Genomic DNA, 16,416 nt, shown 5'->3' on the forward strand with positions numbered 1-16,416 from the left:
CCCGAGGACCGCAGCCCCGCGCCATGGCCATCGACACCGCAGCCGCTCCCCTTCTCTCGACCACGCAGGTCGCGCTGGTCGAGGACGACACCGGCATGCGCGAGCGCCTCGCCCGCGTGATCGATGCCGACCCCTCGCTGACCCTGGCCCATTGCGCCTCGACCGCGACCGAGCTGCTGGCCTGGCTCGAGGACAACCCGGTCGACGTGCTGCTGGTCGACCTGGGCCTGCCCGACATCCCGGGGCTGCAGGTCATCGACCGCTGCCGCGGCATGCAGCCCGCCTGCGCGGTGATGGTGCTGTCGATCTTCGGCGACGAAGCCAACATGCTGCGCGCCTTCGAGGCCGGCGCCAGCGGCTACCTGCTCAAGGACGGCACCGAGCGCGACCTCGCGGCCCACATCCGCCACCTGCGCGCGGGCGGCTCGCCGATGTCGCCGGTGATCGCGCGGCAGCTGCTGCGCCGCTGGCAGGCCCGCACCGACGCCCCCGTGCCTGCCGGCGCCGCCGCGCTGGTCGGGCTGGCCCAGGACACGATCGGCTCGGCCATGGCATCCTCGGCACTCCCTCGCACGCCGCCGGTGCGGCTGTCGCCGCGCGAATCGGAGGTGCTGGACCTCGTCTCCCGTGGTTTCACCTATGCCGAAGTCGGCGCGCGGATGGGAGTCTCGGCTTCGACCGTTCAAACCCATATCCGCAATATCTACGGCAAGCTGGATGTCCACAACAAGTCCGAAGCCGTGTTCGAGGCGCGCAACCTGGGCTGGCTGCCCTGAGCAGCCTGCCGCCGCCTCTTCTTCCGATCTGCGCTTCCTGTTCGCCCTGGTCGCCGCGCTGCTGTTGATCGCAGGCCCGGCCATCGCCAGCAGCACCGCCACGCCCTACACCGTCACCAGCGCCGAGGCCCGCCTCGAACCCGACGGCCTGCCCGCCGAGGAACGCCAAGTGCAGTTGCCGTTCCGCTGGGACCATGCCTTTCCGGGCCGCGGCGGCAGGGCCACCTACCGCATCGCCCTTCCCGCCGCGGCGGCGCCCGCGAGCGAACCGGCCGCGCTGCTGTTCGCGGGCGTGGGCAACCAGGTCGCAATCGAGTTCAACGGCACGCCGCTCGCGGGCTTCGGCACGCTCGGCGATCCGTCCTACGACACCAAGGGCACGCCCTTCGTGCCGGTGGCCGCGTCGCTGCAGCGCACCGGCGCCGCGCAGGAACTGGTGATCCGCACCACCGTGCAACGCCAGCGCGGCGCGGCACTGGCCACGCTGCAGTACGGCACCGAGCGCGAGCTGCTGCCGCGCTACCGCGGCTACCAGCGCTGGCGCCACACCTCGGTGATCGTCAACGCGGCCGTCCTCGCGCTGATGGGCTGCCTGTCGGGCGCGCTCTGGCTGCGCCAGCGCCATGCGCTCTATGGCTGCTTCGCGCTCGCCGCGCTCTCGGGCCTGCCGCACAACATCGACCGGGTGCGGCCCGACATGAACCTGCCCTGGCCGCTCTGGGGCGTGGTGGTCGCGGTCTGCTATGCGCTGCACATCGGGCTCATCACGCGCTTCGTGCTGCTGGCGCTGCAGCGCGGTTCGGTGGGGCTGGTGCGCGCGCTCTACGCGGCTATGGGTATCGCGATGGCGAGCGCCATCGCGGCCTTCGCGCTGGCCTGGCCGGCGCTGTGGACCGCCGGGCTGGTGCTGCTGAACCTCACCGGCGTGGCCTGCCTGCCGGTGGTGGCGCGCAGCGCCTGGGTGGAGCGCCGGCCGATCGCCATGGTGCTGCTGCTGGCAGGCGTGCTCGCCATCCTCGCGGGCATGTACGACCTGCTGCTGATGCGCATGGGCTTCTTCGGCGGCTCCGACACCTCGCAGACGCCGCGCGCGATGTTCTTCTTCGTGCTGATCCTCGCGGGCCTGGTGGTCGACCGCTACAGCCGCACCGTGGCCGACTACGGCGCGCTCAACGCCACCCTGGCCGAGCGGGTGGCCGAGCGCGAGGGACAGCTGCGCGTGGCCTTCGACGCGCTGCGGCTGCAGCAGCAGGAACAGGCCGTGCTGCTCGAGCGCCAGCGCATCATGCGCGAGATCCACGACGGCGTCGGCTCGCAGCTCGTGGGCCTGCTCAACGTCGTGACCCAGCCCGCGCCCGACCGCGCCGTGGTCGAGGAGCACGTGAAGCTCGCGCTCGACGAGATGCGCATGGCGGTCGACTCGCTGCAGCCCACGCACGACGACCTCGCGACCGTGCTCGCCACCCTGCGCTACCGGCTGCAGCCGCGGCTGGACGCGGCCGGCATCGCGCTCGAATGGGACGTGGGCGTGATACCGCCGGTGGCGCCGTTCTCGGCCCAGGCCGCGCTGCAGCTGCAGCGCATCCTGCTCGAGGCCTTCACCAACGTGCTCAAGCATGCGCGCGCGACGCGCATCGTGCTGCATGCGCGCTGGCAGGCCGAGGCGCAGCCCCCGCGCGTGCGCATCGTGCTGACGGACGACGGCATCGGCCCGCGGCCCGCGGACGCCGCGCCGAAGGCCATGGGGCATGGCCTCGCGAACATGCGGGCGCGCGCGCTGAGCATCGGCGCGCGGCTGGTGATGGAGCCGGCAGAGGCGCGGGAGAACGCCGCCGGCGGCACGCGCATCACGCTCGAGTGGCCGGGCGCGCTCGACTGCCCGCGGCACTGAACGCGGCCACCGGGTTCAGCGCAGCGCGAAGGTCAGCGCCACGGCACCGAGCGCCAGCAGCGCCAGGCCCGCGATGAACACCACCTCGCCCCAGGCCTCGAGCCGCGCGCCCGAGCGCCGCATGCGCATCGAGATGAACGACAGCAACGCGCTGGCCAGGAAGACCAGCGCGTCGACCGCGAGCAGCCGATCGATCACCAGCCGCAGATCGTCGCGCGGACCGAGGTGCCCGATGGACATCACGGTCATGCACACGCCGATCATGGTGGCTGAGGTCGGCAGGATGTGGGCCGACAGCCCGTTGGCGGCGCTGTCGGCAGGGTCGAGGTGCTCGGCCTGCGGGGCCGAAGACCGTCGGTGCGGCGGCTTCATCGGTCGTCGCGCGTCGGGGTCCGGCCCGGGGCTGTCAGCCGATGCGCACCGGCACGAAGATCTTGTCGTCGCCGCGCTGGATCAGCAGCGCCACCGACTTGTCGGCCTTCGCGACCACCTCGCGCACCTGCTCCACGGTCTTGGCGGGCGTGCCGTTGATCGCCAGCAGCACGTCGCCGGCCTGCACGCCGGCCATCGCCGACGGGCCGGCCGCGTCCTCGATCAGCAGGCCGGTCTCCACCGAGGCCTCGCGCTTCTCGTCGGGCTGCAGCGGCCGCAGCGCCAGGCCCAGCTTGCCCTGGCCGGTGGCCTTGTCGGCCTTCGCGACCTGGGCCGGCTTGTCGCTGGCATCGCCGAGCTTCGCCGTCAGCTCCTGGCGTTCGCCCTGGCGCCACACCTCGAGCGTGACCTTGGTGCCGGGCGCCTGCTGGCCGATCACCGCGGGCAGGTCGCCCGAGGACACGATGGGCTGGTCGCCGACCTTGCGGATCACGTCGCCGGCCTTCAGGCCCGCCTTGTCGCCGGGGCCGCCCTTCTCGATGTTCGAGACCAGCGCGCCCTCGGGCTTGTCGAGCTTGAAGGAATCGGCGAAGGCCTGGTTCACCTCCTGCACCGCCACGCCGAGGCGGCCGTGCACGGCCTTGCCGGTGGCGACGATCTGGTCCTTGACCTGCACCGCCACGTCGATCGGGATCGAGAACGACACGCCCTGGTAGCCGCCGCTGCGGCTGTAGATCTGCGAGTTGATGCCGACCACCTCGCCGCGCGTGTTGAGCAGCGGGCCGCCCGAGTTGCCGGGGTTCACGGCCACGTCGGTCTGGATGAAGGGCACGTAGCTGTCGTCGGGCAGCGTGCGGCCCTTGGCGCTGACCACGCCGGCCGTCACGGTGTTCTCGAAGCCGAAGGGCGAGCCGATGGCCAGCACCCATTCGCCGACCTTCAGGTCCTTGGTGTTGCCCAGCGCGAGCACCGGCAGGTTCTTGGCGTCGATCTTGAGCACCGCGATGTCGGTCTTGGCATCGGCGCCGAGCACCTTGGCGCGGTACTCGCGGCGGTCGGTGAGCTTGACGGTGACTTCCTTCGCGTCCTTCACCACGTGGGCGTTCGTCAGGATGATGCCGTTGGCGTCGACGATGAAGCCCGAGCCCTGGGCGCGCACCGGCACGTCGCGCTGCTGCTGGCCGCGCGGGTTCATCTGCCCCTGGAAGCGGCGGAAGAACTGGAACATCGGGTCATCGGGATCGATGCCCTGGATCTGCGCGGCCTGCTCGTCGTCCGAGGCCTTCATGGTGCCGGTGACGCTGATGTTGACCACGGCCGCGCCGTCGCGCGCGGTGATGGTCGAGAAGTCGGGCAGCGTGACCATGGCGGCCGGTGCGGTCGCGGTGGCGTTGGTGGGCGTGCCCACGGCGCGCGCGCTGGTGTAGGCGCCGGCGCCGACGGCGCCGATCACGCCCGCGGTGGCCAGGGCCAGGACCAGGGCACGGGGCGAAGTCAGTCGGGTGTTCATGGATCGGTTCCTTTCATTGCGTCGTGACGCTGATGCGATGGAAGGAATGTCGTTGCGCTGACTTAAGCGCCGCTTAAAGGGAAATTCCGGCGACGACCCCTCAGGCCCGCGTCGGAAAGCGCACCACCACCCGCAGCCCGCCCAGGCTCGGCGAGGCATCGAGCGCCACGCTCGCGCCATGCAGCTCGGCGATCGACTTGACGATCGAGAGACCGAGTCCGCTGCCCGGCGCCTGCGGCTCGCCCGAGCGGTAGAAGCGGTCGAGCACGCGCTCGCGCTCGGTGGGCGGCAGGCCCGGGCCGCTGTCGTCGACGCTGAGCTCGACCGCGTCGTCCAGGCGCGCGATCGCGATGTCGACGCGGCCTTCCTCGGGCGTGTACTTCACGGCGTTCTCGAGCAGGTTGCGCAGCAACATGCGCAGCGCCTCGGACTGACCCTTCACCGTGGCGCCCTCGTCGGCGCGCGCGATGCCGATGTCGATGCGCCGCGCCTGGGCCGCGGCCACGGCATCCGACACGGCCAGCCGCGCCACCTCCGCGAGCGCCACCGGCTCGGGCGGCGCGCCCGCAGCCATGCTGGCCTCGTGGCGCGCGAGCGCGAGCATCTGCTCGACCAGCCGCGTCGCGCGGTCGATGCCCGCCACCAATCGGCCGATGGCGAGCTCGCGCGCGCCGTCGTCGCTGGCGCGCTGCAGGCCCTGCACCTGCAGCTTGAGTGCGGCCAGCGGCGAACGCAGCTCGTGCGCCGCGTCGGCCACGAAGTGCTTCTGCGCCTCGAAGGCCTGCCGCACGCGGTCGAACAGCAGGTTGAGCTCCTGCACCAGCGGCCGTACCTCGTCGGGCAGCTTCTCCTCGCTCACGGGCGAGAGATCGTCGGCCTGGCGCGAGGCCACCTGGGTGCGCACGCGCGCCACCGGCGCGAGCGAGCGGCTCACCACCCACCACACGACCAGCATCAGCAGCGGCGCCATCAGCGCCACCGGCGCGACAGTGCGCAGCGCCAGGGTGCCGGCCATGTGCTGGCGCGCCGCCATGTCCTGCGCCACCTGGATCACCAGCCCGCGCGTCTGCATCGAGAACACGCGGTAGGTGGTGCCGCGCGCGCGCACGTCGGCGAAGCCCAGTACCGCGAGCTGCGGCAGCGCGGCCTGGTCGGCCGACTCGAAGATGCGCACGCCGTCGGCGGTCCAGACCTGCACCACGAAATCGAAGTTCTGCTCGGCGCCGCCGAGGCCGCCCACCGCCGCGCTGGGCGGCAGGCCTGCGCGCAACGAGAGCGCCATCTGCTGCATGTGGTAGTCGAAGATCTCGTCGGCCTCCTTGAGCACGGTGCGGTAGGCCACCAGCGCCTGCGCGCCGGCCGCCAGCACGATGGCCGCGAGCAGGAACCAAAGCAGGCGCGCGCGCAGCGAGCCGGTCATCCGCGCGACCAGGTCCATCGAACTGCTCATGCCGCTCACGCCTTCGGCACCATGTAGCCGACGCCGCGCACGTTGCGGATCAGCTCCGCGCCGAGCTTCTTGCGCAGGCCGTGCACGTAGACCTCGACCGCGTTGCTGCTGATCTCGTCCTTCCAGCTGTAGAGCTTCTCCTCGAGCTGCGCGCGCGAGAGCACCATGCCGGGCCGTGCCAGCAGCGGCTCGAGCACGGCCCATTCGCGCGCCGACAGCACCACGGGCTGGCCGGCCACGCTGACCTCGCGGGTGGCGGGATTGATGCTCACGCCCATGTGTTCGTAGACCGGCTCGGCGCGCCCGGCCGCGCGGCGCAGCAGCGCACGGATGCGCGCCAGCAGCTCGTCGAGGTCGTAGGGCTTGAGCACGTAGTCGTCGGCGCCGGCATCCAGGCCCTCGATGCGCTGCTGGATCGAATCGCGCGCGGTGGCGATCAGCACCGGCATGCGCTGCTTGCGCGCGCGCAGGTTGCGCAGCACCTCCAGGCCGTCGCGGCGCGGCACGCCGAGGTCGAGCAGCACCAGGTCGTAGTCCTGGGTGCGCAGCGCCGACTCGGCGCTGTCGCCGTCCTTGACCCAGTCGACCGCGTACTGCTCGGCCCGCAGCAGGTCGAGCACGGCTTCGCCGATCATCACGTCGTCTTCGAGGAGCAGCAGTCGCATGGCGGGTTCCTGGAGTTCTGGTTTCGAGGTTCGAGGCAGCCGGATCGGGCGAAGTTCAAAGCAGCGCGCGCACCTCGCGCGCGGCCTCGAACAGCAGCGGCAGCATGTCGCGCCGCACGGCCTCCTCCTGGTAGCGCGCGCCCGACAGCACCACGTTGAGCGCGGCCACCGTGTGGCCCTGCATGTCGCGCAACGGCACGGCCAGCGCCTGCACGCCGAGCTCGTGCTCCTCGCTCGCGAAGCAATGGTCTTCCTTGCGCGCGCGCGTCACCAGCTGGCGCAGCGCGCGCGCCTGGGTGGTGGTCTGCGGCGTGAGTCGCGCCAGGTGGCGGCCCGTGAGCCAGCGCGTGAACTCGGCCGGCGGCAGCGCGGCCAGCAGCACGCGGCCGGTGGAGGTGGCATGGGCCGGCAGCCGCGCGCCCAGGTGCAGGCCATAGGCCAGCACGCGCGTGGGCGTGCCGTAGCTGCCGCTGCGCGCCACGATCACCACCTCCTCGCCGTCGAGCACCACGGCCGAGAAGGATTCGCCGGTCTGCGCCGCGAGCCGGTTCAGCGTGGGCTGCAGCGCGCGCGGCAGGCGTGACGAGGCCAGGTAGCTGCCCGAGAAGCGCAGCACCTTGGGCGCCATCCAGAAGTAGCTGCCGTCGGTCTCGAGATAGCCCAGGTGCGCCAGGGTCAGCAGGTGCCGGCGCGCCGCGGCGCGCGTGAGGCCGGCGCGTTCGGCCGCCAGGGTGGCGTTGAGGCGCTGGCGCTCGGTGTCGAAACTTTCGAGCACCGCCATTCCCTTGGCGATGCCCTCGATGAAGTCGGCTCTGGCGATGGTCATGAGTGAGGCGAAGCGGGAAGTTGCGCGATCATCGCGCAGCCATTCGCATGATCGCACACAGCCGCATCGCCCGGCATGCCAGGGCGGCGCGCGCGCCCTACGCTTCGCGGAACTTCTCGGAGACAACGACATGCGCACCCAGGTAGCGATCATCGGCGCCGGCCCGGCCGGCCTTCTGCTCGGCCAGCTTCTGTTCAAGGCCGGCATCGACAACGTCATCGTCGAACGCCAGAGCGGCGACTACGTGCTCGGGCGCATCCGCGCGGGCGTGCTCGAGCAGGTCACGATGGACCTGCTGGAGCGTGCCGGCGTCGACGCCCGCGCCAAGGCCGAGGGCCTGCCGCACGGGGGCATCGAGCTGCTGTTCAAGGGCGCGCGCCACCGCATCGACATGCACGGCCTCACGGGCGGCAAGCAGGTCACGGTGTACGGCCAGACCGAGGTGACGCGCGACCTGATGGAAGCGCGCGCGGCCGAGGGCCTGGCCACCGTCTACAGCGCGGCCAACGTGAGCCTGCACGACTTCGATTCACGCTCGCCGCGCGTGCGCTACGAGAAGGACGGCCAGACGCACGAGATCGAGTGCGACTTCATCGCCGGCTGCGACGGCTACCACGGCGTGAGCCGCGCGAGCGTGCCGGCCGATGCGATCCAGACCTACGAGAAGGTCTACCCCTTCGGCTGGCTCGGGGTACTGGCCGACGTGCCGCCGGTGTCGCACGAGCTGATCTACGCCAACACCGAGCGCGGCTTCGCGCTGTGCAGCATGCGCAGCGCCACGCGCAGCCGCTACTACGTGCAGGTGCCGACCGAGGAACGGGTGGAGAACTGGAGCGACGAGGCCTTCTGGAACGAGCTGCGCGCGCGCCTCGACCCGGAAGCGCGCGAGCGGCTGGTGACCGGCCCCTCGCTCGAGAAGAGCATCGCGCCGCTGCGCAGCTTCGTGGCCGAGCCGATGCGCTTCGGTTCGCTGTTCCTGGCCGGCGACGCGGCGCACATCGTGCCGCCGACCGGCGCCAAGGGGCTGAACCTCGCGACCGCCGACGTGGGCTACCTGTCGCGCGCCTTCGAGATCTTCTACCGCGAGCGCTCGGCCTCGGCGCTCGACCGCTATTCCGACCTGTGCCTGCGCAGGGTCTGGAAGGCCGAGCGCTTCTCGTGGTGGTTCACCTCGTTGATGCACCGCTTCCCCGAGACGGGCGCCTTCGGCCAGAAGATCCAGGAGGCCGAGCTCGACTACCTCGTGCATTCGCACGCGGCCTCGACCTCGCTGGCCGAGAACTACGTCGGGCTGCCGCTCGAGGACTTCTGAGCCTCGGCCTCGAGCTTCTTCTTCATCGCGGCCGCGCCCTCGTCCATCATGCCTGCGATGTGGGGCGCGAGTTCGTCGGGCAGCACGTCGGTGATCCAGACGAAGCGCGAGCGCCCTTCGCCCGCGTCGAACACCTGCGCCGACGCATGGTGATGCCGCATGCGGCTGCCCGTGACGGTGTAGGCGATGCGGCGCAGCGACTCGTCGATCGACACCGGCAGCTCGCGCGCCACGCTGCCGTTGGAGAAGTCGAGGACGCGCGCGCCCTCCTCGTCGATGCGGCAGGCCGTGAGGAAGCCCGGCGCGAGCCGCTCGTGCACGGCACGGAAGTCGCGCAGCGCGTCCCAGACCTGCGCCGCGCTCGCGGCGAGTTCGAATTCCCGGTGGATGGTGGCCATGGCGGGCTCCTTCGCGCTCAGGGATGGCGGCCCGCGCGGGCCGGGACTGTCAGTTCGAGTTCGATGGCGTGGTGCATGGCGATGGCTTCCTGGTCGATGAATGGATCAGACGCTCATCGTCGAGCAAGGCCGCGAGGCGGTCTTGGAGAATCTTGCGGTCGCCGCGCGCGGCACGGCGGAAGTCGCCCGGCGAGACACCGGCGGCGCGCCGGAAGGTGCGCACGAAATTGCTGAGGTCGGCAAAGCCCACGTCGAGCGCGATCTCGGTCACCGGCCGATCGCCGTCGGCGAGCAGGCGTGCCGCGTGGCGCAGCCGCGAGCGCACCAGGTACTGGTGCGGCGTCACGCCCAGCACCTGGGAGAACAGCCGCAGGAAATGGAAGGCGCTGAGCCCGGCCTCGGCCGCGGCCTGCTCGAGGCCGATGTCCTCGTGCGAACCCTCGGCGATCCACATCGCGGCATCGACGGCGCGGCGCCGGTCGCGCGCGGGGGCCGCTCCGGGCCGCGGCGCATCGCGCCCTTCCACGAGGTCGACGAAGCGATGGGCGAACTGCATGCCGACCTCGTCGAGGCCGAGGTCGCTGCGGCCCTCGACCGCGGCCTGCGCGAGTTCGCCGAGCACCATCAGCCCGGGCAGCGGCGGCAGGCCGCCGGCCTGCCAGGTGCCGCGCCCGCCGCCGATCAGCTCGACGAAGCCCGGCGAGAGGTGGAAGGCCAGGCACTCGTCGCCGCAGACATGGTGGTCGTGGGTGCAGACGTACTCGTCGCCCGGCGCGCCGATGAGCACCGAGCCGGCCACGAGCTCGTAGGCATGGCCGCGCGTGCGACAGCCGAAGCTGCCCTTGCGCACGTACGAGACCGAATGGCCCTCGTGCATCTCGGCGAAAGGCGGGGCATCGGGGCCCGCGTCGCAGCGGTAGCTCGAGACCCGGATCGGCTCGGTCTGCAGTTCGGTGACCACGAGCATGGTGGTTCTCCCGCAGTACCGGCCGTGCGGCGGGCCCTCAGTCGACCGTCTGCATCGCCTGCCACACGCGCGAGGGGCTCAGCGGCATGTGCAGGCGCGGCGCGCGGGCGGCATGGCCGTTGCGCGCGAAGGCGTCGGCCACGGCATTGACGATGGCCGGCGTGGCACCGATGGTGCCCAGCTCGCCCACGCCCTTGACGCCCAGCGGGTTGTTCTTGCAGGGCGTCGACTCGTCCATCTCCATGTGGAACATGGTGCTGACGATGTCGGCGCGCGGCGCGGCGTAGTCCATCAGACTGCCGGTGACGGGCTGGCCGGTCTCGTGGTCGTACACCACCTGCTCGTAGAGTGCCTGGCCGATGCCCTGCACGGCGCCGCCCTCGAGCTGGCCGCGCACGATCATCGGGTTGACCACGCGGCCCACGTCGTTGACCGAGCTGTAGGCCACCACGCTGATCTCGCCGGTGGGCGGATCGATCTCGATCTCGCAGATGTGGCAGCCGTTGGGCCAGGTCGGGCCGGCCACGGTGCTGGTGGAGTCGACGAAGATCTCGCGCTCGGGCTGCTTGCCCGCGAGCGTGAACAGGTCGAGCTCGAGGTCGGTGCCGATCACGGCGAAGGCGCCGCGGCTGTAGGTCACGTCGTCGATCGCCACCTCGAATTCCTGGGCCGCGAGTTCGCGCGCCTTATCGATGGTGCGTTCGGCGCCGATGCGCACCGCCGAGCCGCCGGTGAACAGCGAACGCGAACCCGCGCTGCCGAAGCCGTCGCCGCGGTCGGTGTCGCCGAGCACCACGCGCACCTTCTCGATCGGCACGCCGAAGGCGTCGACCGCGAGCTGGGCCAGCGAGGTGGCGATGCCCTGCCCCATGGCATTGACGGCCGAGAACACCTCGATCACGCCGTCGGCCTGCACCGAGACGGTGACGCGTTCCTCGAACACGTTGCCGCCGGTCCACTCGAGGAAGGTGGCGATGCCCAGGCCGCGATGGCGGCCGTTGCGCGCCGATTCGGCCGCGCGGGCCTCGAAGCCGTTCCAGTCGGCCAGGCCCAGCGCCTGGTCCATCACCGACTCGAACTTGCCGGTGTCGTAGGTCTGCGCCATCGGGTTCTTGTACGGCATCTGCTCGGGGCGGATGAAGTTGCGCCGGCGCAGCTCGATGCGGTCGATGCCGGTCTGGCGCGCGGCCTCGTCCATCAGCCGCTCGATGGTGAAGATCGCCTCGGGCCGGCCGGCGCCGCGGTAGGCGCCGGTGGGCGCGGTGTTGGTGAGCACCGCCTTGAAGTGGAAGTCGATGGTCTGGATGTCGTAGACGCTGGTCTGCACCCAGGGGCCGATCAGCAGCTGGATCGCGACGCCGGTGCCGGTGGCATAGGCGCCGACGTTGGCCAGCGTCTTGATGCGCAGGGCGAGGATGCGTCCCTTGGCATCGAGCGCGAGCTCGGCCTTGGCCTCGATGTCGCGGCCATGGGCGCTCGAGAGGAATTCCTCGCTGCGGTCGGCCACCCACTTCACGGGGCGCTTCACCTGCAGCGCCGCGAAGGCCACAGCGATGTCCTCGGGGTAGGCCCCGGTCTTCATGCCGAAGCCGCCGCCGACGTCGCCGACCACCACGCGGACCTTGTCCTTGGCCAGGCCGATGGCGGCGCAGATCGAATCGCGCACGCCCGAGGGCATCTGGGTGCTCATGCGGATCGTGAGACGGCCGGTGTCGGCATCGGGCGCCGCGAGCACCGAGCGCGGCTCGATGGTCAGTGCCACCACGCGCTGGTTGACCACGTCGAGCGCCACCACGTGGGCGGCCTTGGCAAAGGCGGCCGTGGCGGCCTCGCTGCTGCCGTGGCGCATCTCGGCCGCGACGTTGCCGCTCGCCGCTTCGCACAGCTGGGGCGCGCCTTCGGCGGTGGCGGCCGCGAGGTCGACCACCATCGGCAGCTCCTCGTACTCGACCATCACGGCTTCGGCCGCGTCGCGCGCCTGCTGCACGGTGTCGGCCACCACCACGGCCACGGCCTCGCCGACGAAGCGCACGCGTTCGTGCGCGATGGCATGGCGCGCGGGGCTGGCGCTGTCGCCCCCATCGGCACGCTTGAAGCCGGCGGCGCCGGGCATCGGCTTGACGCCGGCCGCGGCCAGATCGGCGCCGGTGATCACGGCGAGCACCCCCGGCAGCGCGAGCGCGGCCGAGGTGTCGACCGAGACGAGGCGCGCGTGGGGGTACGGGGAGCGCAGGAAGACCAGGTGGGACTGGTTCGGCAGGGACACGTCGTCCGTGTAGCGGCCGGCACCTGAGAGAAGACTCTGGTCTTCGAGCCGGCGCACGGCCTGGCCGCTGCCGAAACGCATGGGGTTGGGGTCTGTGGTCAACGTGGTCCTCTTGTACCGGGCCCGCGCACAACGCTGGCGCGCTGGGACCGTCATGGGGTGCTTCTTCGAAGGAAGCTCCGCACTATATGTGAGCTTGGGCAAACGTGTGCGCCTTTGGACGAGTGCATTGCGAGGGCACCAGAAAGGGGCGCCACCAGGGGGACGCGGCGGCGGGTTGGCCCGGTTTTTCGCCCCGATACGAAGATGCGCCGCGCAAGCCGTGTATACCTACGGCCATGCGACAACTGCCCTGGCTCGAACCCGGCGATGCCCTGCCCGACCCCTCGACAGCGTGGGGAATCGCCGATCCCGTGCCCGGCCTGCTGGCCGCCGGCGGCTCGCTCGATGTCGATACTCTCTTGCGCGCCTACGGCCGCTGCGTCTTCCCCTGGTTCAGCGAGGACCAGCCGATCCTGTGGTGGAGCCCCGATCCGCGCATGGTGCTGCAGGTGGCCGACTTCCGGCTCCACCGCTCGCTGCGCAAGACGCTGGCGCGCTTCGCGCAGGCGCCGGGCTGCGAGATCCGCATCGACCACGACTTCGCGGCCGTCATCCGGGCCTGCTCCGGCTCGGCCCGCCCGGGCCAGTCGGGCACCTGGATCGTGCCCGACATGGTCGCCGCCTATACCGAATTGCACCGGGCCGGACACGCCCACAGCGTCGAGACCTGGATCGACGGCGAGCTCGCGGGCGGGCTCTACTGCGTGGCGATCGGCGGCGCCGTGTTCGGCGAATCGATGTTCACGCGCCGCCCCGATGCCTCGAAGATCGCGCTGGCGGCGCTGGTGTGCCTGTGCCGGCGCTTCGGCGTGCGGATGATCGACTGCCAGCAGAACACGGCCCACCTCGCGAGCCTGGGCGCGCACGAAATGCCGCGCGCGCGCTTCGTCGAGCACGTGGCCCGGGCCCGGGAAGCGACGGGCCCCGCGTGGCGTTTCGAGCCCGTATACTGGTCCGAACTCCTGTCCGCGCGACCCTCTCACCCGACGTGACGCACCTCAAGGATCTCCCGCTCCACACGCTGCAGTTCTACGCGACCGCGCCCTATCCCTGCAGCTACCTGCCGGACCGCCAGGCCCGCTCGCAGGTGGCCACTCCCAGCCACCTGATCCACAACGACGCGTACTCGGACCTGGTGCTCAGCGGCTTCCGGCGCAGCGGCATGTTCACCTACCGCCCGTACTGCGACGGCTGCCGCGCCTGCGTGCCGCTGCGGGTGCTGGCCAATGCCTTCAAGGCCTCGCGCAGCCAGCGCCGGGCGGTCAAGCAGCACGCCGACCTGCAGGCCCGCGTGCTCAAGCTGTGCTTCGTGCCCGAGCACTACCAGCTCTACCTGCGCTACCAGAACGGCCGCCACGCGGGCGGCGGCATGGACCACGACAGCATCGACCAGTACACCCAGTTCCTGCTTCAAAGCCGCGTGAACTCGCGGCTGGTCGAGTTCCGCGAGACCCTGCCCGATGGCAGCGCGGGCGCGCTCAAGATGGTGTCGATCCTCGACGTGCTCAACGACGGCATCTCGGCCGTCTACACCTTCTACGAGCCCGAGGACGGCATGGCCTACGGCACCTACAGCGTGCTCTGGCAGATCGAGCAGGCGCGCAAGCTCGGCCTGCCCCACGTCTACCTGGGCTACTGGATCGAACACAGCCCGAAGATGAACTACAAGGCGCGCTTCGCGCCCCACGAATTGCTGATCGACGGCCGCTGGCAGCGCGCCAGCGATTTCACAAGATAAAATGGCGCCCGGTCTTCACCGCACAGCGCCATGAGAAAAAACCATTCAGACATTCCGGCCACCCCCGTCATCCAGGTCATCGAACGCATGTTCGCGCTGATCGACGTGCTGGCCTCGCGCGAAGAAGCCATTTCCCTGAAGGAAATCAGCGAAAAGACGGGGCTTCATCCCTCCACCACCCACCGCATCCTCAACGACCTCGCGGTCGGCCGCTTCGTCGACCGTCCCGAGGCCGGCAGCTACCGACTCGGCATGCGCCTGCTGGAGCTCGGCAACCTGGTCAAGGGGCGGCTCAACGTGCGCGACGCCGCGCTGGGCCCGATGCGCGAGCTGCACAAGCTCACGCAGCAGCCGGTCAACCTCAGCATGCGCCAGGGCGACGAGATCGTGTACATCGAGCGCTCCTACAGCGAGCGCTCGGGGATGCAGGTGGTGCGCGCCATCGGCGGCCGCGCCGCGCTGCACCTGACCTCCACCGGCAAGCTGTTCCTGGCCGCTGACGATCCGCAGCGGGTGCGCAGCTACGCCACCCGCACCGGACTGGCCGGCCACACGCGCAACAGCATCACGCAGTTGCCGGCGCTCGAGCGCGAGCTGTCGAAGGCGCGCCAGTACGGCATCGCGCGCGACAACGAGGAGCTCGAACTCGGCGTGCGCTGCATGGCCGCCGGCATCTACGACGACCAGGGCAAGCTGGTCGCGGGGCTGTCGATCTCGGCACCGGCCGACCGGCTCGACGAAGGCTGGCTGCCGAAACTGCAGGCGACCGCGAACGAGATCTCGGAGGCACTGGGCTTCAAGCAGGGCGTGGCGCCCGCTGGCGGGGCCGTAGCGGCCGCGCCGGGGTCGGCCTCCACCGAGGGCGCCTGAGAGGCGCCTGGCGCCTTCCAGGGGCTTTGACCGCTCTCCTCGCGCCCCCCATGAAAAAAGCCGGCAACCGCCGGCTTTCGTCTTTGGGCGGGCCCGCTCAGCCCGCGATCTGGTACGCCACGGCGCGCGAGGCGGCCGGCGAACCCGGAACCGCATGCGTGGCCTCGACCCAGCGGCGCACGCGCTCGGCGTCGGCGATGCGGCTGAACTTGCCGGCCGAATCGAGGAACACCATGATCAGCTTGCGGCCCGCGACCCGGGCCTGCATCACCAGGCACTGGCCGGCTTCGGAGATGTAGCCGGTCTTCTGCACGCCGATGTCCCAGTCGGGGCTCTTCACGAGGCGGTTGGTGGTGTTGAACTGCAAGGTGCGGCGGCCGACCTCGACCTGGTACTCGGGCGAGGTGGACAGCGAACGCACGGTGGCGTCGGCGTAGGCGGCGTTCACCAGCAGCGCCAGGTCCTGCGCGCTCGACTGGTTGCGGCTCGACAGGCCGGTGGGCTCGACGTAGCGCGTGTCCTTCATGCCGAGCATGCGCGCCTTGGCGTTCATGATGCTCACGAAGGTGCTCAGGCCACCGGGATAGGTGCGGCCCAGCGCGTGGGCGGCGCGGTTCTCGCTCGACATCAGCGCCAGGTGCAGCAGTTCGCCGCGCGTGAGCGTGGTGCCGACCGTCAGGCGCGAGCTGCTGCGCTTCTCGGTGTCGACGTCGTCCTGGGTGATGGTGATGAGCTCTTCGTTCGGCAGCTTGGCCTCGCTGATCAGCAGGCCGGTCATGAGCTTGGTGAGCGAGGCGATCGGCAGCACGGCGTGGTCGTTCTTGCTGAACAGCACCTCGTGCGTGTCCTGGTCGACCACCAGCGCGACGCTCGACTTGAGCTCGAGCGCGTCGTCGGTGGTATGCAGGCCGGCCATCTGGCCGAAGGACTGGCGCGGCGGCGCCTCGACACGGACCACCGAGCGGCGCTGCACGGCCACCACGGTCTTGCCGTTCTTCTTCTGCAGGGTGGCCACCACGTTGCGGCCACCGCGGACCACCTTGTCGGCCTTGTCTTCACGGCCGCCACGCTTGGCAACCTTGGACGACGCGGCATTGCGCTTCACCTCGACCGGCGCGGCGCCGCGGGCTTTCTTCGAGACAGCCGCCGTCTTGGCGGGGGCGGCCTTTTCTTTCTTGGCGGCATGGGCGCCGGACAACAAAAAAGCCGTCACGCAGAACGCGACGGCGAGGGTGCGAAGGCTTGAAACGCGGTGGAGACGGGCTTCGGGCAT

General features: G+C 70.8%; 15 protein-coding genes. 6 read left to right on the forward strand and 9 right to left on the reverse strand.

Annotated features, from left to right (window positions below; genetic code table 11):
- The first annotated feature begins 23 nt into the window (after positions 1-23).
- On the forward strand, positions 24-776 hold the full coding sequence (locus ACEN9J_RS07275) for a response regulator transcription factor (protein WP_057592468.1): 753 nt from the start codon (positions 24-26) through the stop codon (positions 774-776).
- 64 nt (positions 777-840) lie between these two features.
- Positions 841-2,667 (forward strand): sensor histidine kinase, encoded by a 1,827-nt coding sequence (locus ACEN9J_RS07280; protein WP_413763696.1) that lies wholly within the window; start codon positions 841-843, stop codon positions 2,665-2,667.
- A 15-nt stretch (positions 2,668-2,682) separates the two neighbouring features.
- On the opposite strand, the gene ACEN9J_RS07285 is transcribed toward ACEN9J_RS07280, so the two are convergent.
- The 5 genes from ACEN9J_RS07285 to ACEN9J_RS07305 all read right to left on the reverse strand — a co-directional run bounded on the left by ACEN9J_RS07285 (position 2,683) and on the right by ACEN9J_RS07305 (position 7,490).
- Positions 2,683-3,039 carry a hypothetical protein gene (locus ACEN9J_RS07285; protein ID WP_057592470.1) on the reverse strand — a complete coding sequence of 119 codons (357 nt, stop codon included), beginning with the start codon at positions 3,037-3,039 and terminating at the stop codon, positions 2,683-2,685.
- A gap of 34 nt (positions 3,040-3,073) precedes the next feature.
- Positions 3,074-4,549 carry a DegQ family serine endoprotease gene (locus ACEN9J_RS07290; protein WP_413763697.1) on the reverse strand — a complete coding sequence of 492 codons (1,476 nt, stop codon included), beginning with the start codon at positions 4,547-4,549 and terminating at the stop codon, positions 3,074-3,076.
- A 100-nt stretch (positions 4,550-4,649) separates the two neighbouring features.
- On the reverse strand, positions 4,650-5,999 hold the full coding sequence (locus tag ACEN9J_RS07295; RefSeq protein WP_413763698.1) for an ATP-binding protein: 1,350 nt from the start codon (positions 5,997-5,999) through the stop codon (positions 4,650-4,652).
- A 5-nt stretch (positions 6,000-6,004) separates the two neighbouring features.
- A complete protein-coding gene (locus ACEN9J_RS07300; RefSeq protein WP_057592472.1) occupies positions 6,005-6,664 on the reverse strand; it encodes a response regulator in 660 nt (219 codons plus the stop codon).
- 55 nt (positions 6,665-6,719) lie between these two features.
- The gene (locus ACEN9J_RS07305) at positions 6,720-7,490 is read right to left on the reverse strand and encodes an IclR family transcriptional regulator C-terminal domain-containing protein (protein WP_057592473.1); all 771 of its coding nucleotides are present in this window, start codon (positions 7,488-7,490) and stop codon (positions 6,720-6,722) included.
- 130 nt (positions 7,491-7,620) lie between these two features.
- Here ACEN9J_RS07305 and pobA point away from each other — a divergent pair, with 130 nt between their 5' ends.
- Complete coding sequence (gene pobA, locus ACEN9J_RS07310; protein ID WP_261213778.1) at positions 7,621-8,802, forward strand: 4-hydroxybenzoate 3-monooxygenase; 1,182 nt, start codon at positions 7,621-7,623, stop codon at positions 8,800-8,802.
- Here the strand turns inward: pobA and ACEN9J_RS07315 are convergent.
- Genes ACEN9J_RS07315 through ACEN9J_RS07325 form a run of 3 tightly spaced genes read right to left on the reverse strand, consistent with a single transcriptional unit; the run spans position 8,772 to position 12,514 of the window.
- Positions 8,772-9,200, reverse strand: coding sequence for an SRPBCC family protein (locus ACEN9J_RS07315; protein WP_057592475.1), 429 nt, complete (start codon positions 9,198-9,200; stop codon positions 8,772-8,774). The two genes, pobA and ACEN9J_RS07315, sit on opposite strands and share 31 nt — an antisense overlap.
- A gap of 49 nt (positions 9,201-9,249) precedes the next feature.
- Positions 9,250-10,167 (reverse strand): helix-turn-helix transcriptional regulator, encoded by a 918-nt coding sequence (locus ACEN9J_RS07320; protein WP_057592476.1) that lies wholly within the window; start codon positions 10,165-10,167, stop codon positions 9,250-9,252.
- Positions 10,168-10,204: 37 nt separating this feature from the next.
- Positions 10,205-12,514, reverse strand: a complete 2,310-nt coding sequence (locus ACEN9J_RS07325) for a xanthine dehydrogenase family protein molybdopterin-binding subunit (protein WP_064262247.1) — start codon at positions 12,512-12,514, stop codon at positions 10,205-10,207.
- A 257-nt stretch (positions 12,515-12,771) separates the two neighbouring features.
- Between ACEN9J_RS07325 and aat the strand changes: the two genes are divergently transcribed.
- From aat to ACEN9J_RS07340, 3 genes are read left to right on the forward strand one after another with little or no spacing between them, the layout of a single operon-like run.
- Positions 12,772-13,527 carry a leucyl/phenylalanyl-tRNA--protein transferase gene (gene aat / locus ACEN9J_RS07330; protein ID WP_057592478.1) on the forward strand — a complete coding sequence of 252 codons (756 nt, stop codon included), beginning with the start codon at positions 12,772-12,774 and terminating at the stop codon, positions 13,525-13,527.
- Positions 13,524-14,273 carry an arginyltransferase gene (locus ACEN9J_RS07335; RefSeq protein WP_203205672.1) on the forward strand — a complete coding sequence of 250 codons (750 nt, stop codon included), beginning with the start codon at positions 13,524-13,526 and terminating at the stop codon, positions 14,271-14,273. Before aat ends, ACEN9J_RS07335 begins: the two co-directional genes overlap by 4 nt.
- Before the next feature lie 30 nt (positions 14,274-14,303).
- Complete coding sequence (locus ACEN9J_RS07340) at positions 14,304-15,143, forward strand: IclR family transcriptional regulator (RefSeq protein ID WP_057592480.1); 840 nt, start codon at positions 14,304-14,306, stop codon at positions 15,141-15,143.
- 97 nt (positions 15,144-15,240) lie between these two features.
- Here the strand turns inward: ACEN9J_RS07340 and ACEN9J_RS07345 are convergent, their stop codons facing one another.
- The gene (locus ACEN9J_RS07345) at positions 15,241-16,416 is read right to left on the reverse strand and encodes a serine hydrolase (protein WP_413763699.1); all 1,176 of its coding nucleotides are present in this window, start codon (positions 16,414-16,416) and stop codon (positions 15,241-15,243) included.

The organism is Variovorax sp. Varisp41 (assembly GCF_047325085.1).
Taxonomy (GTDB): Bacteria; Pseudomonadota; Gammaproteobacteria; order Burkholderiales; family Burkholderiaceae_C; genus Variovorax.